Origin of the sequence: Xenorhabdus vietnamensis, from assembly GCF_002127535.1 — a bacterium.
GTDB classification, from domain to species: Bacteria; Pseudomonadota; Gammaproteobacteria; order Enterobacterales; family Enterobacteriaceae; genus Xenorhabdus; species Xenorhabdus vietnamensis.
This window is the reverse complement of sequence record NZ_MUBJ01000003.1, coordinates 228641-245536: the sequence shown is the minus strand read 5'-3', so window position 1 is coordinate 245536 and position 16896 is coordinate 228641. Positions and strand designations below refer to the sequence as shown.

Genomic DNA, 16896 nt, shown 5'->3' with positions numbered 1-16896 from the left:
TTAACCGATAATATGCGGAATGCTAGTAAATAAGGCGCGCATGTAATCCAGCAGTAAGTTTAGCATCCATGGCCCGGCGATGATGATAGTCGTGACGACGGCCAAAATTTTCGGAATAAACGATAAGGTCATTTCGTTTACCTGGGTTGCCGCCTGTAATAAGCTGATGATCAAGCCACAAACCAAGGCAGACAAAAGGAGTGGTGCAGCCAGAGCCAGCGCCACTTTCATTGCCTCAACACCAAGGGCCATTATCGATTCTGGAGTCATAATTTTCTCTAGTCATTGTTTAGACATAAAAGCTTTGCGCCAGCGAGCCAAGCAATAATTGCCAGCCATCTACCAAGACAAACAGCATGAGTTTGAACGGTAGTGATATGGTGGCTGGTGGAACCATCATCATCCCCAATGCCATCAAAACACTGGCAACAACCAGATCGATGATCAAGAACGGAATGAAGAGTGTAAAACCAATCTGGAACGCAGTTTTCAATTCACTGGTAATAAACGCGGGGACGAGTACGCGCATTGGAACAGAATCCGCAGTTTCAAATGCCTCTTGCTCAGCAAGACGGGCAAATAGCGCCAGATCATTTTCCCTTGTCTGACGCAACATGAATTGGCGCAGAGGCTTGGCACCGTTATCCAGTGCGACTTCCAGAGTGATATCATCCTTGCTATAGGGCAGGTAGGCGTTTTTATAGACATCATCGAATGCCGGCGCCATGATGAAAAAAGTCATAAACAGTGCCAAACCCAACATAACTTGGTTAGGTGGAGCTGAGGGCGTTCCCAATGCATTGCGCAGCAAACCGAGTACAATGATGATACGGGTAAAGCTGGTCATCATTAGCAGAGCGGCAGGGATGAAGCCTAATGCAGTGATGAATATCAGGGTCTGAACAGGCAATGACCAACTTTGCCCGCCATTGGCTAAGGGCTGGCTTATGATGCCGGGCAATTCCGCCGCAGCGTTCATGGGGAGCAGTGGCAGAAAAAGCGCCATAAACAGAGTTGTCAAACGTATTTGATAAAGCCATGAGACAAATTTCTTGCCTGTCATAAAAAAAACTCTATTTTTCATCATCGTCCTTGTTATTCTTGCTTTTCCGCTGGAGCGTATTTTTTAGTATCTGACCAAATGGCAACGACTTAATCGCGGTTTCCTTTTCCGTGTTGTCAGACGGTGCAGGCATTTGGTGCAGCATATTGATCTGTTGAGATGTGACTCCCAAGACCAGCCAGTTATTTTCGACTTCCACAACAACAACCCGCTCTTTTGGCCCAAGGGAGCAACTTGCTTTAACGTTCAGCAAACGATGATTTTTGCTTTTGGCAGGTGCAAAACCCAAACGGCGAATTATCCATGTCATGAAAAAAATCAGCAATAAAATACCACCCAGTGCACTGCTGATTTGCATCAGTGTTTGGCTGGTGGGGAGAGGATCGCTATTGCCAGCCTGTTTGATCGTATTTGCCGAAACAGTATTTCCCAAAACAGTATTTTCTGAAACAGTATTTTTTGAAACAATGCTCGTAGATATAGTCTTCGCAGAAGCGCTATTTTCAGAGGGGTTATTCACAAGAAGGCTATTCACAGAGATGTTATTCACATGGGTATTGCTGGTAATCGTGTTAACAGGTGCAGCATCAAGTGCCGCACCATGTTGGAAAGAAGCATGAACGGAAGGCTGGTTCGCCATCATGGTTAACGACTCAAGCGACGCATACGCTCAGAAGGAGTGATGATATCTGTGATACGGATACCGTATTTATCGGATACGACGACCACTTCTCCCTGTGCGATTAAATAACCATTAATCAGAATATCCAATGGCTCGCCCGCCAGTCCATCAAGGGGAACCACTGAGCCTTGTGACAGTCTCAACAGTTGTTTGATGGTCATTTTGGTGCGCCCCAGCTCTACAGAGAGCTTAACGGGAATATCCATGATCAAATCAATATCAGAGAGTTGGGCCAACGCATCCTGCGCCTCCAGATTCTCAAATATTGACGCGCCGCCGTCAGAGGTTTGCTGTGCGGCCTGTTGTTCCAGCGCTTCTGCCCACATATCTTCAGTCAATCTGGTATCTGCGGGTTGTTTAGCATCACTCATTGGGCTTTTCCTCATCCAGAGCAGTTAAAACAGGGTTAATCAGGTGTTCAACACGCAGGGCATATTGCCCGTTCAGTGTTCCATATTGACTGGTGAGCACAGGCACACCATCAACGTGAACGATTAGGCGTTCAGGTTTTTCAATCGGCAGGACATCGCCGCTTTTCAGTTGAAGGATCTTTGACAGTCGCAGGGGGATATCAACAAAATTGGCCACCAGTTCTAATTCTGAATGTTGAACTTGTTTCACTAAAGTTTCACGCCACTGGCTATCTTCCTGACGCGCATTTTCCACAGGGGGATTGGTCAGACGTTCGCGCAGGGGTTCGATCATGGCGAATGGAATACAAATATTGAATTCCCCGGTCAATGCACCGATCTCTACTTGGAACGGTGTGGTAACCACGATGTCATTCGGTGAAGTGGTGATATTGGTGAACTTTATTTGCGTTTCGGAACGCACATATTCCACATCAAGTTTAAAAATGGAATCCCATGAGTCACGATAAGCATCCAGCGCCAGTTTCAGCATCCGGTTGATGATCCGCTGTTCAGTATAGGTAAACTCACGACCTTCCACTTTGGTCGGAAAACGACCATCTCCGCCAAAAAGGTTATCAACAGCGATATAAACCAGACTGGGTTCGAAAGCGAATAGTGCGGTTCCCCTCAATGGTTTCAGATGAACCAGATTGAGGTTGGTTGGCACAGCTAAATTGCGGGCAAATTCGTGGTAAGGCTGGACTTTTATGGCACCGACCGTAATATCCGGACTGCGGCGCAGCATGTTAAACAACCCCATCCTGAACTGGCGGGCAAAACGTTCATTGATGATTTCCAGTGACTGCAAACGTTCGCGTACAACACGGCGTTGTGTATTGGGATCGTAAGGGCGAACCTCACTTTCTCCAGACGCAGTTTGTTCTACGTCATCAACAGAGGCACTGTCACCATTGAGCAGAGCATCAATCTCTGCTTGTGAAAGAATATTGTCACTCATTGTGATTATCGCAGAATAAACGTGGTAAACAATACATCGGCGATTTCCTGATCTGGTTCACCGGGTATTAGTGTCGGGTGTAGTGTCTGTTTGATATCTGCCACTAAATTCATCTTGCCGTCATCTTTTGCCAGAGTGGCGGCTTTTTGGCGAGATAACAGCAACAACATGCGGCTACGAACTTCCGGCAGATAATCATGGAAACGCTGACGGATTTTTTCGTCAGATAAACGCAATGTGACGCCAACATATAAAACACGATCGAAATGATCTTCGTTGTCGATCAAATTGACAGTAAAAGGCTCCAATGCCATAAATACTGGTGTATCAATGACTTTAGCTTTCTCTGTACTGTTGTTGGTTGGCTGGTTCATTACCCACCAACTGTACCCTCCAATGGCAGCACCAAGAACAGCAATCAGTATTAACAGTATCATCCAAATTGGATTTGTGCGTTTATGCTCGTAGCTATAATCAGACATGGACAGACAAATTCCTGTTTTCCGTTGCGAATAAGTCCCCGCGCATTCCATGGCGGAGCCCTTATCCATCAAATTCGATATCAATTATCCCGCGTCTTTGTTCCGGCAATGGCTGGAACAAACGAGGAAAAAACTATTAACTCACACGTTTGTTATCGGCCCTTTTTCGTTTTATTACAGTGCATCATGAAATTAGGCGAATAATTAGATGAATAATTAGGCAAAAGTATCAACACCTCCCAGGGTCGAGGCGAGTTGTTGAGGTGTCATTCTGATGGCTGATGCATGAGAAACAAGAATCCCCGTTTCAGTTGCTAAACTATGATCTTGGTTCTCAGCATGAGAATTGGAATTATTGTTCTGGTTACCGGCGTGATTACTCGCATAGTGTTCTGATTGCCCATTTCCCTGAGCATCACTGTTGATGCTGCTTTGCGCCAATTGAATACCGTTTTCAGCCAATGCATGGCGTAACCCCGGTAAAGCAGCTTCCAGAGCCACACGAACGTTCTGATGAGCGGAAACAAAATGCAACTGTGCTTGATTGTCTTCAACGCTCATGCGAATGTGCAACGCACCCAATTCTTGAGGATGTAAGCGAAGCTCTGCCTGTTGCAGACCATTGCGGTTAAAGAACAGTACATGCTGATTGAGTTGTTGCTGCCACTCTTCACTACCAAGATGAGCATTCAATAAAGGTGCAGTTGTACTGTTCAACTGAAATTGTCCCGTCGGGTGTTGCCCGGCTGAGAGTAGGGTAGGTGTTGTCAAGAATGCAGGTGAATCGATAGAAGCTGTCTCTACTGTAGAAGTAGTCAATGCAGGCGTTGCCTGAATTGCCATCTGGAGTAGATTGGGTTCTTTGCTGCTGGACGCTATATTTTTAAAGAGAGCATTGGCAGACTCAGTTTTATTGTTGTTATTGGCAGTAAATTTGGCTTGCCCTGCGAGTGGTGTCCATCCAGATTGAAGATTGGTCGCCCCCTCTGTTTTATTCTTCAGAGAAGCTTCCTGTTTGGCAAAAAGCTGGATGCCTTCCTCTTTCAGCTCAATGTCAGGTAGTTTGCTCTCTTTGGCGCTTCTATCCAGCATTGCATTTACAGCACTGCCTTGACCATCCTGCAATTTATTTTCCACTGACTTATTTTCCAACAAGTCATTTTCCAGCAACTTATTTTCTAATAATGCACTTTTTAATGATTCATCACCCATCAATCCTTCAGAGTCTTCCGGTAGAGCCGCAGGGGTTGCATGAGGGGGGAGTAAACCGGCAAGCTGGATTGGTATTGCTGCACTTAATGCTTCGGCTGATAAGAGATCTTCGTCTTTCAATACAGCGAACTCAGCACTATTTTTCTGCGTTTCCTGAGTTTCTTGCAGCACAGTTTTCACTTTTGATTCACCTTTAACCACGGTGTTATTCAATACCGTTGTCAATGGTGACCCGTTTTCTGCTGTTTTATCAGTGTCAGGAGTTTCCTTTTTCAGACTATGTTTATCCGTCTGAGCGGTAGATTTCCGCATAGAGGCTGTTTCTGCACTGAGAAGTTGCCCAAATTGAGAAGAATGGTCACCACTCCCGGAATTATTCAAAGTTGACTGACTTTTATCCGGGGCTTTATTCGTGAGTTTTAAATCAGTAGGCAAAAGAGTGAGATTCATTGTTTCATTCTCCGTTGTGCACCACGTTGTGCGTACTCGTCCATTTGTTTTTGCTCCATGCGATTTTGGTGTAACTTCAAATTATGCTCTGCCCGTTGTTGCAGTGTGTCGAAGGCGTTCAGACGCTGCTGTTTTTCCTGCCATTGTGACATGGCTTGTTCAAGACGTTTTTTCCATTGATTGAGCTGTAATTTGTGCTGTTCAATTGCCATTTCCAGCGTTTTCATAAACTGCTGATAATTTTGCCAAGTCGAGCAGGACATACCGCTGCTAAGTGTGTCGTTCAAACGGGTACGATATTCATCCTGATAACTCATTAACGCCGTGAGTTGTTGCTCCATTTGCTGGTGACTTTGCCGAATTTTTGCAAGTTGTGATGCTGCTTTTTCTGCCGCATCTTGGGCAAGTTCACGCAAAGTCACGAGAGGGGAGTGTTGTTGCATGTATTTCCTCGTTTTAATCACCAAACAGACATAAGCGTTACTGAATTACATCAATAGCAAAGTTATATCGAAAAAAGTAATATCGGCACCGTACTGATAAACGTTATACCCATCGTCTCTCAAGATGCAGCTTTATTGGCTGCATTCTGAAAATTTATAGGGTACATACCTCTTAGCAAAATATTCCTCGGCTAAATTCTTGTGGGCAAAATATTATGTCGGTAATTTATGTCGGCAATAATTGTTGAAACTGAGAACAGGCCAGCTCGTACTCGCTACGCTCGTCAATGCCTTGTTGCAGGAATTGAGACATATGAGGATAAAGCTCAATCGCCCTGTCAAGCAGGGGATCACTGCCCGCCGCATATGCACCAACATTGATCAAATCCCGGTTGCGTTGATAACTGGAAAGCAACTGTTTGAAATGCTGTACCCGCCGGTAATGGGTATTGTCGATCAGCGCAGTCATGGCTCGACTGATGGAGGCTTCGATATCAATCGCAGGATAATGACCTGATTCAGCCAGTGAACGCGACAACACGATATGACCATCCAAGATGGCACGTGCAGCATCGGCAATCGGATCTTGCTGGTCATCACCTTCTGTCAGCACAGTATAAAATGCAGTAATGGAACCGCCATCACTGACACCATTACCCGCTCTTTCCACCAATGCCGGCAACTTGGCAAACACCGAAGGGGGGTAACCTTTAGTTGCTGGAGGTTCACCGATAGCCAGTGCAATTTCACGTTGTGCCATGCTGTAACGGGTCAGGGAATCCATGATCAACAGAACATGTTTGCCCCGATCACGAAAATCTTCAGCAATGCGGGTCGCATAAGAAGCCCCTTGCATTCTCAGCAGCGGTGAAATATCGGCAGGAGCGGCGACGACGACAGAGCGTGACAATCCTTCTGTACCCAAGATGTTTTCGATGAAATCTTTAACTTCACGACCACGCTCACCAATCAATCCCACAACGATTACATCTGCTTGGGTATAACGTGCCATCATGCCAAGCAGCACACTTTTACCGACCCCTGAGCCGGCAAACAATCCCATGCGTTGCCCGCGTCCCACTGTCAGCAGGGCATTGATGGCACGAACGCCAACATCCAGCACATTGCTGATGGGAGTTCTTTGCAGAGGATTGAGTGGAGTTGTCGTCAGGGAAGCGCGATAGCCAGTATCAGGAGCAGGTAAACCATCAAGGGGACGACCTGCACCATCCAGAACCCTGCCAAGCAATTCTGGTCCCAGAGGCAAGCGGCGTCCGCCTCCGGCATCTTCGCCATAAGAGCGGGCATAGACACGGGCACCCGGCACAATGCCTTCCAGTTCTTCTAGTGGCATCAACAACAGTTTTTCACCATTGAAGCCGACGACTTCACTTTCAACTTCTTCAATACTGTTGCCATTTTGACGCTCAATCAGACAGGTGGCACCGAGGGGCATATGCAAACCAGTGGCTTCCAGCACCAAGCCTGTAGCGCGGGTCAGGCGTCCATAGCGGCGTACTTTTGGTGTTTTTTCCAGGCGCTTTTCCAATGAATCCAATGTTGCCAGCCAGCGACCCAGTCTTGCTGTCATCACAATTCTCCCGGTGCTGCCAGACGGCACATTTCATGCCAGCGGGTTGCTAAACTGGCGTCCATATCTCCTTCATCCGCACTGACCTTACAGCCGCCCGGATGTAGTCTGTTATCGGCAATTAAGCGCCAGCCGTGCAGCGCCAAAACTTCCCCCAGTTGCTGTTCAACCAGAGGAATGTTTTGTGGATGGACACGCAATTGTGGTTTTCCGCTGAACATAGGTTCTTGCTGAATAAATTCGCGGATCTGATTCAGCAAGGCAGTGCCATCACATACAGCAGGCTGCCCCAGAATATGGTGGGCAGCGGTCAATGAAAGTTGCATCAGACGAGAAGCAATAACAGTATCCAGCCCGTCCATCGAATGGCTAAAGTCTGTTAGCAAGGCTTTCCACTGATCGATAACAATTTGCTGTTGTTGCTGGGTTTCCTGCAAACCTTGTTCCATTCCTGCCTGCCGGCCTTCCTGAATCCCTTGTTCATAACCTTGCATCTGACCTTCTGCAAAGCCCTGCATATGGCCGGCCTGACGAGCCTGTTCTTTCAGTTCGTCCAGTATTCTCGCTTGTTCCAGCAGTCGATCCTGTTCGCTTGGCTCCTGTTCCGCATCCATGGGTTCCAGTTTTGCCCGCAATGTTTCCCACTGAGTCAGTTCGCCTGGCTGCCACGGCCGCCAGTTTCCATTATTTGACTTATCAGACATAGGTATCGTCACCACCATTTAGGATCATTTCGCCATTTTCTGCCAGACGACGAACAATAAGCAGGATGGCTTTCTGTTCTGCTTCCACTTGGGACATACGTACAGGGCCACGAGTTGCCAAATCATCGCGCATGATTTCAGCAGCACGTTGTGACATATTGTTGAGGAAATGATCGCGCAGTGCCTGATCGCAACCTTTCAATGCCACAAGCAGGGAGTCGGTTGTAATTTCCTGCAACAGGCGTTGAATACTGCGATCGTCCACGCCGATAAGATTTTCGAACAGGAACATTTCATCAATAATTTTTTGTGCCAGCTCGCCATCGTAGGTACGAACCGCATCAATGACGCTTTCTTCCTGTTGGCTTTTCATCAAGTTGATAATTTCTGCCGCAGTACGAACACCACCCATTTTGCTGCGTTTCAGGTTCTGACCGTCCAGCAGGTTGTTCAGCACTTCTGTCAATTCCGCCAGAGCGGATGGCTGTACACCGCCAAAAGTGGCGATACGCAGCATTACATCGTTGCGCAGGCGATCATCAAACAGGGCAAGAATATCGGCTGCCTGACCACGGCTCAGATGAACCAAAATGGTGGCAATAATCTGCGGATGTTCATCGCGGATCATATCAGCTGCCATCTGCGGTTCCATAAAGTTGAGGGTTTCGATGCCTGTTGTGGTATCACGGGACTCAAGGATATCCTCAAGCAGGCTGGAAGCTCGTTCTTCACCCAATGCTTTGATCAGTACGCTGCGCAGATAGTCGTTGGCGTTGATGCTGAGGGCAGCATACTGCCCCGCATCTTCTTCAAACTCTGCCAGCACTTCAACCAGTTGCTGATTGGAGACTTGTCTCATCCCCGCCATTGCAATACTCAGTTGTTGAACTTCCCGGGAATTCAGGTGCTTGAACACCTCGGCCGCCTGATCTTCTCCCAGGGTCATTAACATGACGGCACTTCTTTCTGTTCCGGTCAGGCTCATTGTTCGTTACTCATCCATTGACGGATCACCAGCGCGACGACGCGAGGATCTTTTTCTGCAAGTTCACGGATACGCTGGCTTTGAAGCTCAGCATTGACACGTTGGCGAGCCAGCTGACGGCGCATTTTTTCATCCATTTCAGCATTGACTTCTGTTTGCGGCTTATGCTGTTTTTTCTGTGCTTCCAGCGCGGCTTTTTCCGCAGCACGTTTTTTGGCAATTTGTGGCACGATCATTTTACGCCACAGTAACCATGCAACCAGAGCCAACAGTAACCAACGTCCTGCTTCCAACATTTTTTCCAGTAGGACAGGGTGTTGCCAGAATGGCAGAGGTTCTATCGTTTCTGTTGTGTCATTGAACAGAGTGTTAACCACATTCAGACTATCGCCACGGTCAGTAGAGAAGCCCATTGCTTCACGGGTCAGGGATTCGATCTGTGAAAGTTGCTCTGGTGTCAGCGCTTGTGTTTCGGGGCCATTTTTCCCCTGAACGGTGGCATAGTTAACGACAACCGCAACCGAAAGGCGTTTCACTGTGCCAGCCTGCAATTGAGTATGACGAATAGTGCGATCTATTTCATAGTTGATGCGTTCGTCATGACGGTTATTGCGGCTGTTACTTACCGTGCGCTCGTAACTATTATTATTGTTAGTGTTATTGCGCTGCTGACCAGATTTTTCGTCACCGTTACCTTTGGTATTTGTATCAGGTTTTTCAATCGGGGCGCTTGGTGCAGCATTTGGCTGATTCGATAATGCACCCGGCACACCACCAACCAATGGTCCGCCGCTTTGTTCGCTGGAACTGCTCTGTTTGGAGCGAACGGCAGCCTGGTTTGGTGGCTGATTCGGTTTATATTCTTCCGCTGTTTCTTCGTGGCGAGAGAAATCAATTTGGGCTGTTACTTGTGCATGTATATTGCCACGACCAACCACAGGCGCCAGAATGGTTTCAATACGATGTTGGAAACGATTTTCAACTTCCTGCGTATATTTCAACTGTGTTGTGTTCAAATCGCGGCCGGTAGCATCGCTCTGCGTCAGCAGACGCCCTGATTGATCCACAATTGTGACATGACCTGCTGGCAGGCCGGCAACACTACTTGAAACCATATGCACGATAGCGTTGATTTGCCCTTCATCCAGCGCACGACCTTGCAGTAATCCCACAGTCACAGAAGCTGATGGTGATTTTTGTTCACGAACAAACAGAGAGGGCTTAGGCAGAGCCAGATGAACCCGTGCGGTCTGGACGGGGCCGAGTGATTCCACGGTACGCGCTAACTCACCTTCCAGTGCGCGTTGGTAATTCACCTGTTCACTGAACTGGCTGATACCAAATTTTTCTTTATCCAATAATTCGAAACCCGCAGCTCCCCCTTTAGGCAGTCCTTGTTGAGCCAGTTTCAGGCGGGTCTCATGCACTTTATCGGTAGGTATCATGAGCGCAGAGCCATTCTCGGCAAAACGATAAGGGATATTCATTTGGGTTAATTGCGTAACGATTTCGCCGCCATCCTTATCGCTCAGACTGCTGTAAAGCACCCGATAATCGGGACTGCGCAACCAGAGGAATAGGGCGATGACGATAGCGATGGCAGCAGAGCCAGCAACTAATAACGGAACTTTTGGATCAGCTTTTATCCTGCTGATGATAGCGCTGAAACCTTTATTTTGGTTTTCAACGTCGGTTGTTGCTGCACTCATAGACGATCCTTGCCTTGCTGGTCAACATGAATACTAAAAGCGTGGCGTAACAAAACAGACTCCCCATACGCAAGCGAAAAGATTCTTCCTATTATTAATTCCATCATTATTCGCTGTTCACACCTTTTTTAATGGCACAATAAGCTTCGAATTTTTACTTCAATTACCCGCTTTAGTTTGGAAGGGCTGTGTTACGGTGGCAGCAGTGGAAAGTTGCCTGTCAGCCCACGGCTAATATGGCACTTAATCACGTTATCAATAGGGTGATTTAACGAGAGGTTTTTATGTCAATTCAGGCAATTGAAGGTGTACTGCAACAGATGCAGACTCAGGCATTACAAGCAGCAAATGTTGCCAAACCTATTCCAGTACAAGGCGGTTTTGCCAGCCAACTCACTGCCGCTGTAGGAAAAATAAACGAAACACGCCTGAGTGCGGAAAAGAAAGCACAAGATTTCACACTGGGAGTTCAGGGTGTGGAGCTAAACGATGTAATGGTGAATATGCAAAAAGCGAGTATTTCTCTGCAAATGGGCATTCAGGTGAGAAATAAGCTGGTCAGTGCGTATCACGAAGTTATGAGTATGCAGGTTTAATTAGCGAACATAATTAGTGTTGATAGCAGATTTGCCTTCTATATCCTTCGTCTTTCAAGTTGCTTCTTTGTTGGCTGCGTTCACTCACCCCGGTCACATAGTTATCTATGCTCCCGGGAATTTGCTCCCTTGCCGCTGCGATACATCTTGAAATCCATTGGGTATATTTTATTATGCAGAGCATTAATTTCTTATTTTTAATTTTAGCCGAAAGCATCTTGCAAGAGTGGGAATACATTGTTTGAGATGCTTTTTTATTTATTGCTGAGTTTTCAATTGATGAGTAATACATCTTATTTTAATAAAGTTAGTCTTACAAAAAATATCACTTTAAGTAAATTTATGCCATCACCTCATCTTTAAAAAATATAAAGTATAAAGTTCATGATTACATAAACCGGCTAAATATCAGAGGTGGTTATGAGAAATTTTTCCTCTCAGAAATTGGCAAAAAGAGATACTATCAAAGAAGATAAGATAAAATCAGGTAATATAACAGTATGGGATGTAATTAATGTAGAAAAAATATTGGAAGATGTGAAGAGATTTAATTTGAATGCAATAAATGTCCCTGTACAAATAGATGTCCAAGATGTAACTGCTTCTAAAGTAATAGTAAACCAATATCAAAAACAGAAAGCTATTATTTTGATTGAAGAACTATTAAAGCATGATATAAAAATTATCGTTGAACCGTTCCCATTTATTAAACAAGGGACTATTGGCGAAACTGAATGGAACCCAAGTGATATTAATGTCTTTTTTTGGGATTGGAAAACAGTTGTATTACAAGATATATTTGATTCAATAACTAGCAAATATAATACCTATGGACTAAAAATAGCTTCTAATTTTATTCATATGGAGTATGCAGAAGGGTATTGGAATGATGTCATCGATTTTGTCCGTAAACAATATAATGGTAACGTTATATATCAAATGAATTCATGGATAACAGCAGATTGGGATCCTTCTTATGAAGCTAAGTTTATACAGAAGATAAATCGATCTTATTTAAAGAAAGTGGATATTGTCAGTATCGATAGTTGGTTTGAAGTTTCAGATAAGAAAGTCCCATCTTATGAAGAGATAATACAAAGTCTGTTCTCAACGACAGTCTATAATCGTAATCAAGATGTTATTTACCAGATTGGACGGTTGCATCGTGCCACTAAAAAACCGGTATATTTTGGTGGGTTTAATATTCCTGCATGTGAATTTGGTTTACTAACTCCATGGAACCCATTGACCTCAGATATATTCTCTGCAGAAATACAAATTAATGGATGGCGAGCTTATAGAAAAATGATGGAACCCCGACTCTATTTTAAAGGGTTTTCAATATGGTTTATTGGATCTTATGATAAAACTCATCCATATCAAATTCACAGTAAAGAAGCAGAAATGATAATTAACGAGTGGTACAAAGAGTAGCGTTATAATTGGATATAGTTGTAATAGCTTAGGTATAGCATTTCAGATATGGCAGTTCAAATATAGTAGTTCAAGCTTGATATTTTCTTCCAGCAGTTATCAGAGAAAGCTTGAACTACATGCAGATTATGGAATTATCGCAAATGAACGTACCGGAAAGCCCGTCGCGTTTTTAGGTTTAGCTACAATATTAAAAATAACCGCCCCACGGGTTGGTACTTGATCCAGATTAGCTAAAAGTTCTATTTGGTAAGTGTCTTGTGCCAATACATAATATTCGCCCAATAATGCATTATTTTCCCTAAAGTCTTTAGCTGAATCAGTATCAAGGGTTTCGTGCCCGATTGCTTTAATTCTTCGCTCTTCAAATAAAAATTTCAAGGCATCCATTCTCCAACCGGGGGTTTGGTTATTGCCCTGTTTATCTTTATTGTTCATTCTTTCCTGAGATGGCCAGCGTTTACTCCAGTCTGTTCTCAAAGCAACGAAAGTATCAGCCTCAATAGTGCCGTGTTCATCTTCAAATTTCAGAATATCGTCTTTATTTAATGAAAAATTAGGATCTTGTTTAGCCCTTTCTGATTGGTCAATAACGATTAAAGGCAATACCAACTCTTTCAATTCCAGTTCATCAAGTGTACGAGCATCAGGAACGAAATGGTTGGGGGCATCAATGTGTGTACCATATTGACCGGGAAAGATAAATTGTTGCGTAAAGAAGCCATCCTTATAGTCAAAAAGCGTTTTAAACTCAGCAGGCTTGAACATAAAAAAATGAGGAGAATTTTTGTCAAAACTATGTGTCAGATCAACCCATTTTTTTGATTTCAGTAAAGCGAGTGCTTGCAGAATGTCGCAGGACATAATCACCTCTCTTTTGATTTTTTTATGAGTAAACATTCATCATTTTTTCTCCGCAATTTATTTATTAATAATTTTCTGATCCTGAGAGATGTTTCACAGATTTTAGTTTATTCATCACCAATTGGAGATGTGGGAATAACCCAATTTTCAGGTGTAATATCAATATAAGATGGTTCAGTTAATGAACATTCTTCTTCTGAAATAACCGAGGTAGCAATAAAAATCATGGGGGATTTTTGCTTATCAATAAAAGGAATCGATATTTCTACTGTTTGAGTATAGAGCTGTCCCCAACCGGAAAGAGTTATCGGTAACTTATCTTTTGTTAGTGGGTATCTGGTTATAAATGTTGATGTTGCGTTATAGGGATCAAGTTGTTTATTTTTTTCAACAGCATGTTGTATAACTTTTTGTGCTACCCATGATTCCGTTGTAGCACAATCATTCAGATTTTTGTCTACTGTGGAAAATCCGATTTTAGGAATAGATAATATTGCAATGATAGAAATTTTACTTAAATATTTTGTTAGCATATTAATAACCTAATTTAAAATAATACGTAATGATGATACCTCCTATTAATTGCCTGGAAAAATCACAATTATCATTTTCTTGGTTAATTTTTTGTTAAAAATTATATGTAAGTTATCTTGATTGTTTGCAAATTATAAATAAAATAAAGTGCCGAATTAGATTTGTCAAAAAAGCGATGGTGACGAATTGACACCACCTAAAATGAAAAAAATGAATGACACCATTAATCAATGTTATTGTTAAATAGAATCACTGCCCCGTTGTTATATTTATTTTGATTCTGTCGTAGTCAACTCCATCTCATAGCTGCTGACAGGGAACTGCCCGTAAGTATCATGTAAGAGCTGTTTACAGCTTTCCTGTTTAATCAGGTCGCTGAGTTCATTTAATCTTTTTTGCAACAATCTCTTAGTCTCTTTTTCATTATCCAAGACAGTTTGCAAAATTTTGGTCAATTGCTGCTGTAATGAAAATGGTGCGTCTGAGTTTTCTGATATTAAAGTAACCACTTCTACTGCCTTCAGATAAGTGATTTCCATCTCAACAAGTTCATCCCACTTTTCATTTCTAGCTAAATCAATCATTTGCTCACTTAAACTAAGGATCTGCTGGTAAGCTGACAAAAGATCCATATCATTTTTCATTAAACAATATCCTGACTGGCGTTGTAATGAGGACCTATTTGCCGCCAAGAATCTGAAATCTCGGTAAGTAAATCAATCACTTCGGTAATAGCCTTCTCATCATTGCGTAAATTGGCATGGAGTAAACGGCGACCCATATAATCATATAAATCAAAAAGATTCTGAGCAATCTCGCCGCCTTTCTCGAAATCTAACCCCTCTTTGAGACCATTATCAATGATATTGATCGCCTTTGAAATAGCTAAACCTTTCTCTGGGATATTACCCTGTTGCATCAGAATGATTGCACGACGTAGGGCGCTGAGCGCCCCATTGAACAATATCTGAATTAACTGGTAGGGAGAGGCATTCATAATTTCGCTTTCAAGATCTACTTGAGCGTATAACTGGCTTGCCGAACGTTGATACATAATATCCTTTATTATCTTAAAAGCTGGGCCAAGGATAAACTTGATTGATTCATGGAACTAACAAGTTTATCTAGTGCTGCAAATTGTTTTTTATAGCGCTCCATCGTGGCATCAATATTTCTGTTGGTCTGTTCTACTTGTCTTTCCAGTGTTTTCAGACTCTTATTGATACCTTCGGTTGCCGTTGCGATAGTCCCTTCATGGTTATCCAACGTTTTTTTCAATAAATTATACGTCTGAGTTGCAAAACCGGTTTTTTCTCCATCACCCATAAAGAAAGCCTTAACGTTGGCAGGTTTCTCTTTCAGGTTTTTTTCCAGTTTTTCATTGCTGATTTCCAGCGTACCATCCAATTTCTGTTTGATACCCAATTTATTCAGGGTAGCAATATCAGCAACATTTTGTGCTGAAACCAGTTGTTGCCTTAGTTGGCTTTGAATACCTTTTAAAGTACTGTCACCAAGTAAGGGGCCGTTGTCTTTCGAAGCCACTTCACCTTTTCTGACTGGTTTGAATTTTGTCAGTGAATCAAAAGTGGTCTGTACTTCATTATAAGCATCAACCCACTTTTTTATCGCTTCTTTCATTGGCTCAATATCACGAGAAACGACCAGTGTTTCTGATTTAACAACCTCTCTGGTTTCTCCATCTTTTCCCGGAACTTTTTCTGCGACTTTTTCCGGAACTTTTTCTGTGACTTTTTCCGGAACTTTTTCTGTGACTTTCTCCGGAACTTTTTCTGTGACTTTTTCCGAGACTTTTTTCAGATTTAGAATAACGCCTTCTGGTGCATCTTTGATTTCATTGGTTTGACGTTCAATTTTGATGCCATTGACTTTTAATTTTGCGTTGGCAGGTTCTACTACTTGTTCCATTGCACCAGAACCGCCACCTTTGTTGTCAGACTTGTAGTTCAGCAAGTTACCCAGTTTTTCATCACCTTGAACCTCAATAGTCATGACTGATTCTGTGCCAGCTTTTTTCGAGGTTAGGATCAAATAGTTTTTATTATCTTCTGCTTTGATGATGCTGGCATTAACGTTGCCTTCTTTTTTATTAATGGCATCACGGATCTCAACCAGAGAAGTTTCATTATCTTTCAGGGAAATGAGCATTGGCTCTTTTGGCTCTTTTTCACCTTTTGCACCTGGTTGCGTGATAATAATGGTACGGGTACCTTTACCTTGTTCTCCTTGCTGGGTTGTTACATCATCAAATTCCTTAGATCGCAGAGACTGAGCCTTTGCAAGTTGTTCTACCTCAATAACATAATTACCCGGACTGGCTTTGGAATCCGTACTCGGGGTAAATGTTTTATGATCTTCACTTGTTTTGGTCGTATTGAGCTTATCGAATTTTTTGAGTTCTTCGGATGCACTCTTTAACTTTTCCAGACTGCCTTTTAATGTACCAAAACCAGTTAGCTTAGCTTTATAGCTGCTTTGTTGCTGTGTTAATGGTTGTAAACGTTTTCTTTCTTGTGCTTCAAGTTTATCCAGTAAGTTTGGATCTATCCCAGATGCGATTCCTACTGAGGAAATGCTAGCCATATTGACTCCTTTTAATAAAAAGCATCACTGGACTTGTTATCGGTTTAATTTGCGAAAAGTTTACTGACAAAATGGTTTTTTTGATGGACTGAATAATTGATGAGAACAGGCGCTGTTTGGGTTATCGGGGAAAAGGGAGAAAAAAATAAAAAAGTTTTTTCAAGAAATATTA

At 43.3% G+C, this 16896-nt stretch carries 19 protein-coding genes; 2 read left to right on the top strand and 17 right to left on the bottom strand.

Translation table 11 applies throughout. The features are described from left to right. The 12 genes from fliQ to fliF all read right to left on the bottom strand — a co-directional run bounded on the left by fliQ (position 1) and on the right by fliF (position 10692). Positions 1-270, bottom strand: coding sequence for a flagellar biosynthesis protein FliQ (fliQ, locus tag Xvie_RS05195; protein WP_086108283.1), 270 nt, complete (start codon positions 268-270; stop codon positions 1-3). A gap of 19 nt (positions 271-289) precedes the next feature. Continuing rightward, a complete protein-coding gene (gene fliP, locus Xvie_RS05190) occupies positions 290-1006 on the bottom strand; it encodes a flagellar type III secretion system pore protein FliP (protein WP_086108309.1) in 717 nt (238 codons plus the stop codon). A gap of 67 nt (positions 1007-1073) precedes the next feature. After that, complete coding sequence (fliO, locus tag Xvie_RS25120; protein WP_422645952.1) at positions 1074-1706, bottom strand: flagellar biosynthetic protein FliO; 633 nt, start codon at positions 1704-1706, stop codon at positions 1074-1076. 2 nt (positions 1707-1708) lie between these two features. Then, positions 1709-2116, bottom strand: a complete 408-nt coding sequence (gene fliN, locus Xvie_RS05180) for a flagellar motor switch protein FliN (RefSeq protein ID WP_086108282.1) — start codon at positions 2114-2116, stop codon at positions 1709-1711. Then, complete coding sequence (gene fliM, locus Xvie_RS05175; protein ID WP_086108281.1) at positions 2109-3116, bottom strand: flagellar motor switch protein FliM; 1008 nt, start codon at positions 3114-3116, stop codon at positions 2109-2111. Before fliM ends, fliN begins: the two co-directional genes overlap by 8 nt. Before the next feature lie 5 nt (positions 3117-3121). Next, positions 3122-3598, bottom strand: a complete 477-nt coding sequence (gene fliL, locus Xvie_RS05170; RefSeq protein WP_086108280.1) for a flagellar basal body-associated protein FliL — start codon at positions 3596-3598, stop codon at positions 3122-3124. Positions 3599-3814: 216 nt separating this feature from the next. Then, positions 3815-5260 (bottom strand): flagellar hook-length control protein FliK, encoded by a 1446-nt coding sequence (locus Xvie_RS05165; RefSeq protein ID WP_086108279.1) that lies wholly within the window; start codon positions 5258-5260, stop codon positions 3815-3817. Next, positions 5257-5703 (bottom strand): flagellar export protein FliJ, encoded by a 447-nt coding sequence (fliJ, locus tag Xvie_RS05160; protein WP_086108278.1) that lies wholly within the window; start codon positions 5701-5703, stop codon positions 5257-5259. Before fliJ ends, Xvie_RS05165 begins: the two co-directional genes overlap by 4 nt. Positions 5704-5929: 226 nt before the next feature. Further along, positions 5930-7294 carry a flagellar protein export ATPase FliI gene (gene fliI / locus Xvie_RS05155; RefSeq protein WP_086108277.1) on the bottom strand — a complete coding sequence of 455 codons (1365 nt, stop codon included), beginning with the start codon at positions 7292-7294 and terminating at the stop codon, positions 5930-5932. Further along, positions 7294-7998 carry a flagellar assembly protein FliH gene (gene fliH, locus Xvie_RS05150; protein ID WP_086108276.1) on the bottom strand — a complete coding sequence of 235 codons (705 nt, stop codon included), beginning with the start codon at positions 7996-7998 and terminating at the stop codon, positions 7294-7296. The genes fliI and fliH overlap by 1 nt, the downstream gene beginning before the upstream one ends. Next, positions 7991-8983 carry a flagellar motor switch protein FliG gene (fliG, locus tag Xvie_RS05145; RefSeq protein WP_086108275.1) on the bottom strand — a complete coding sequence of 331 codons (993 nt, stop codon included), beginning with the start codon at positions 8981-8983 and terminating at the stop codon, positions 7991-7993. The genes fliH and fliG overlap by 8 nt, the downstream gene beginning before the upstream one ends. Next, on the bottom strand, positions 8980-10692 hold the full coding sequence (gene fliF / locus Xvie_RS05140) for a flagellar basal-body MS-ring/collar protein FliF (protein ID WP_086108274.1): 1713 nt from the start codon (positions 10690-10692) through the stop codon (positions 8980-8982). Before fliF ends, fliG begins: the two co-directional genes overlap by 4 nt. Positions 10693-10976: 284 nt before the next feature. Here fliF and fliE point away from each other — a divergent pair, with 284 nt between their 5' ends. Then, positions 10977-11288 carry a flagellar hook-basal body complex protein FliE gene (gene fliE, locus Xvie_RS05135; protein WP_086108273.1) on the top strand — a complete coding sequence of 104 codons (312 nt, stop codon included), beginning with the start codon at positions 10977-10979 and terminating at the stop codon, positions 11286-11288. A 420-nt stretch (positions 11289-11708) separates the two neighbouring features. Beyond that, on the top strand, positions 11709-12722 hold the full coding sequence (locus Xvie_RS05130) for a glycoside hydrolase family 113 (protein WP_086108272.1): 1014 nt from the start codon (positions 11709-11711) through the stop codon (positions 12720-12722). A gap of 126 nt (positions 12723-12848) precedes the next feature. On the opposite strand, the gene Xvie_RS05125 is transcribed toward Xvie_RS05130, so the two are convergent. The 5 genes from Xvie_RS05125 to fliD all read right to left on the bottom strand — a co-directional run bounded on the left by Xvie_RS05125 (position 12849) and on the right by fliD (position 16724). Further along, positions 12849-13586 carry a cyclase family protein gene (locus tag Xvie_RS05125; protein WP_086108308.1) on the bottom strand — a complete coding sequence of 246 codons (738 nt, stop codon included), beginning with the start codon at positions 13584-13586 and terminating at the stop codon, positions 12849-12851. Positions 13587-13693: 107 nt separating this feature from the next. Continuing rightward, positions 13694-14119, bottom strand: coding sequence for a hypothetical protein (locus tag Xvie_RS05120; RefSeq protein ID WP_086108271.1), 426 nt, complete (start codon positions 14117-14119; stop codon positions 13694-13696). A 270-nt stretch (positions 14120-14389) separates the two neighbouring features. Further along, the gene (fliT, locus tag Xvie_RS05115; protein ID WP_086108270.1) at positions 14390-14764 is read right to left on the bottom strand and encodes a flagella biosynthesis regulatory protein FliT; all 375 of its coding nucleotides are present in this window, start codon (positions 14762-14764) and stop codon (positions 14390-14392) included. Then, positions 14764-15174: a flagellar export chaperone FliS gene (fliS, locus tag Xvie_RS05110; RefSeq protein WP_086108269.1), complete on the bottom strand. Its 411-nt coding sequence runs from the start codon at positions 15172-15174 to the stop codon at positions 14764-14766. The genes fliT and fliS overlap by 1 nt, the downstream gene beginning before the upstream one ends. Before the next feature lie 11 nt (positions 15175-15185). Continuing rightward, positions 15186-16724: a flagellar filament capping protein FliD gene (gene fliD / locus Xvie_RS05105; RefSeq protein ID WP_086108268.1), complete on the bottom strand. Its 1539-nt coding sequence runs from the start codon at positions 16722-16724 to the stop codon at positions 15186-15188. Between the last annotated feature and the right edge of the window lie 172 nt (positions 16725-16896).

Bases quoted from the DNA above. Each gene is read 5' to 3' on its own strand.
- Xvie_RS05120 (WP_086108271.1), bottom strand. From the start codon at position 14,119: ATGCTAACAAAATATTTAAGTAAAATTTCTATCATTGCAATATTATCT.
- fliF (WP_086108274.1), bottom strand. From the start codon at position 10,692: ATGAGTGCAGCAACAACCGACGTTGAAAACCAAAATAAAGGTTTCAGC.
- fliQ (WP_086108283.1), bottom strand. From the start codon at position 270: ATGACTCCAGAATCGATAATGGCCCTTGGTGTTGAGGCAATGAAAGTG.
- fliI (WP_086108277.1), bottom strand. From the start codon at position 7,294: ATGACAGCAAGACTGGGTCGCTGGCTGGCAACATTGGATTCATTGGAA.
- fliH (WP_086108276.1), bottom strand. From the start codon at position 7,998: ATGTCTGATAAGTCAAATAATGGAAACTGGCGGCCGTGGCAGCCAGGC.
- fliN (WP_086108282.1), bottom strand. From the start codon at position 2,116: ATGAGTGATGCTAAACAACCCGCAGATACCAGATTGACTGAAGATATG.
- fliE (WP_086108273.1), top strand. From the start codon at position 10,977: ATGTCAATTCAGGCAATTGAAGGTGTACTGCAACAGATGCAGACTCAG.
- fliD (WP_086108268.1), bottom strand. From the start codon at position 16,724: ATGGCTAGCATTTCCTCAGTAGGAATCGCATCTGGGATAGATCCAAAC.
- fliG (WP_086108275.1), bottom strand. From the start codon at position 8,983: ATGAGCCTGACCGGAACAGAAAGAAGTGCCGTCATGTTAATGACCCTG.
- fliT (WP_086108270.1), bottom strand. From the start codon at position 14,764: ATGAAAAATGATATGGATCTTTTGTCAGCTTACCAGCAGATCCTTAGT.
- fliL (WP_086108280.1), bottom strand. From the start codon at position 3,598: ATGTCTGATTATAGCTACGAGCATAAACGCACAAATCCAATTTGGATG.
- Xvie_RS05125 (WP_086108308.1), bottom strand. From the start codon at position 13,586: ATGTCCTGCGACATTCTGCAAGCACTCGCTTTACTGAAATCAAAAAAA.
- Xvie_RS05165 (WP_086108279.1), bottom strand. From the start codon at position 5,260: ATGAATCTCACTCTTTTGCCTACTGATTTAAAACTCACGAATAAAGCC.
- Xvie_RS05130 (WP_086108272.1), top strand. From the start codon at position 11,709: ATGAGAAATTTTTCCTCTCAGAAATTGGCAAAAAGAGATACTATCAAA.
- fliS (WP_086108269.1), bottom strand. From the start codon at position 15,174: ATGTATCAACGTTCGGCAAGCCAGTTATACGCTCAAGTAGATCTTGAA.
- fliO (WP_422645952.1), bottom strand. From the start codon at position 1,706: ATGATGGCGAACCAGCCTTCCGTTCATGCTTCTTTCCAACATGGTGCG.
- fliJ (WP_086108278.1), bottom strand. From the start codon at position 5,703: ATGCAACAACACTCCCCTCTCGTGACTTTGCGTGAACTTGCCCAAGAT.
- fliM (WP_086108281.1), bottom strand. From the start codon at position 3,116: ATGAGTGACAATATTCTTTCACAAGCAGAGATTGATGCTCTGCTCAAT.
- fliP (WP_086108309.1), bottom strand. From the start codon at position 1,006: ATGGCGCTTTTTCTGCCACTGCTCCCCATGAACGCTGCGGCGGAATTG.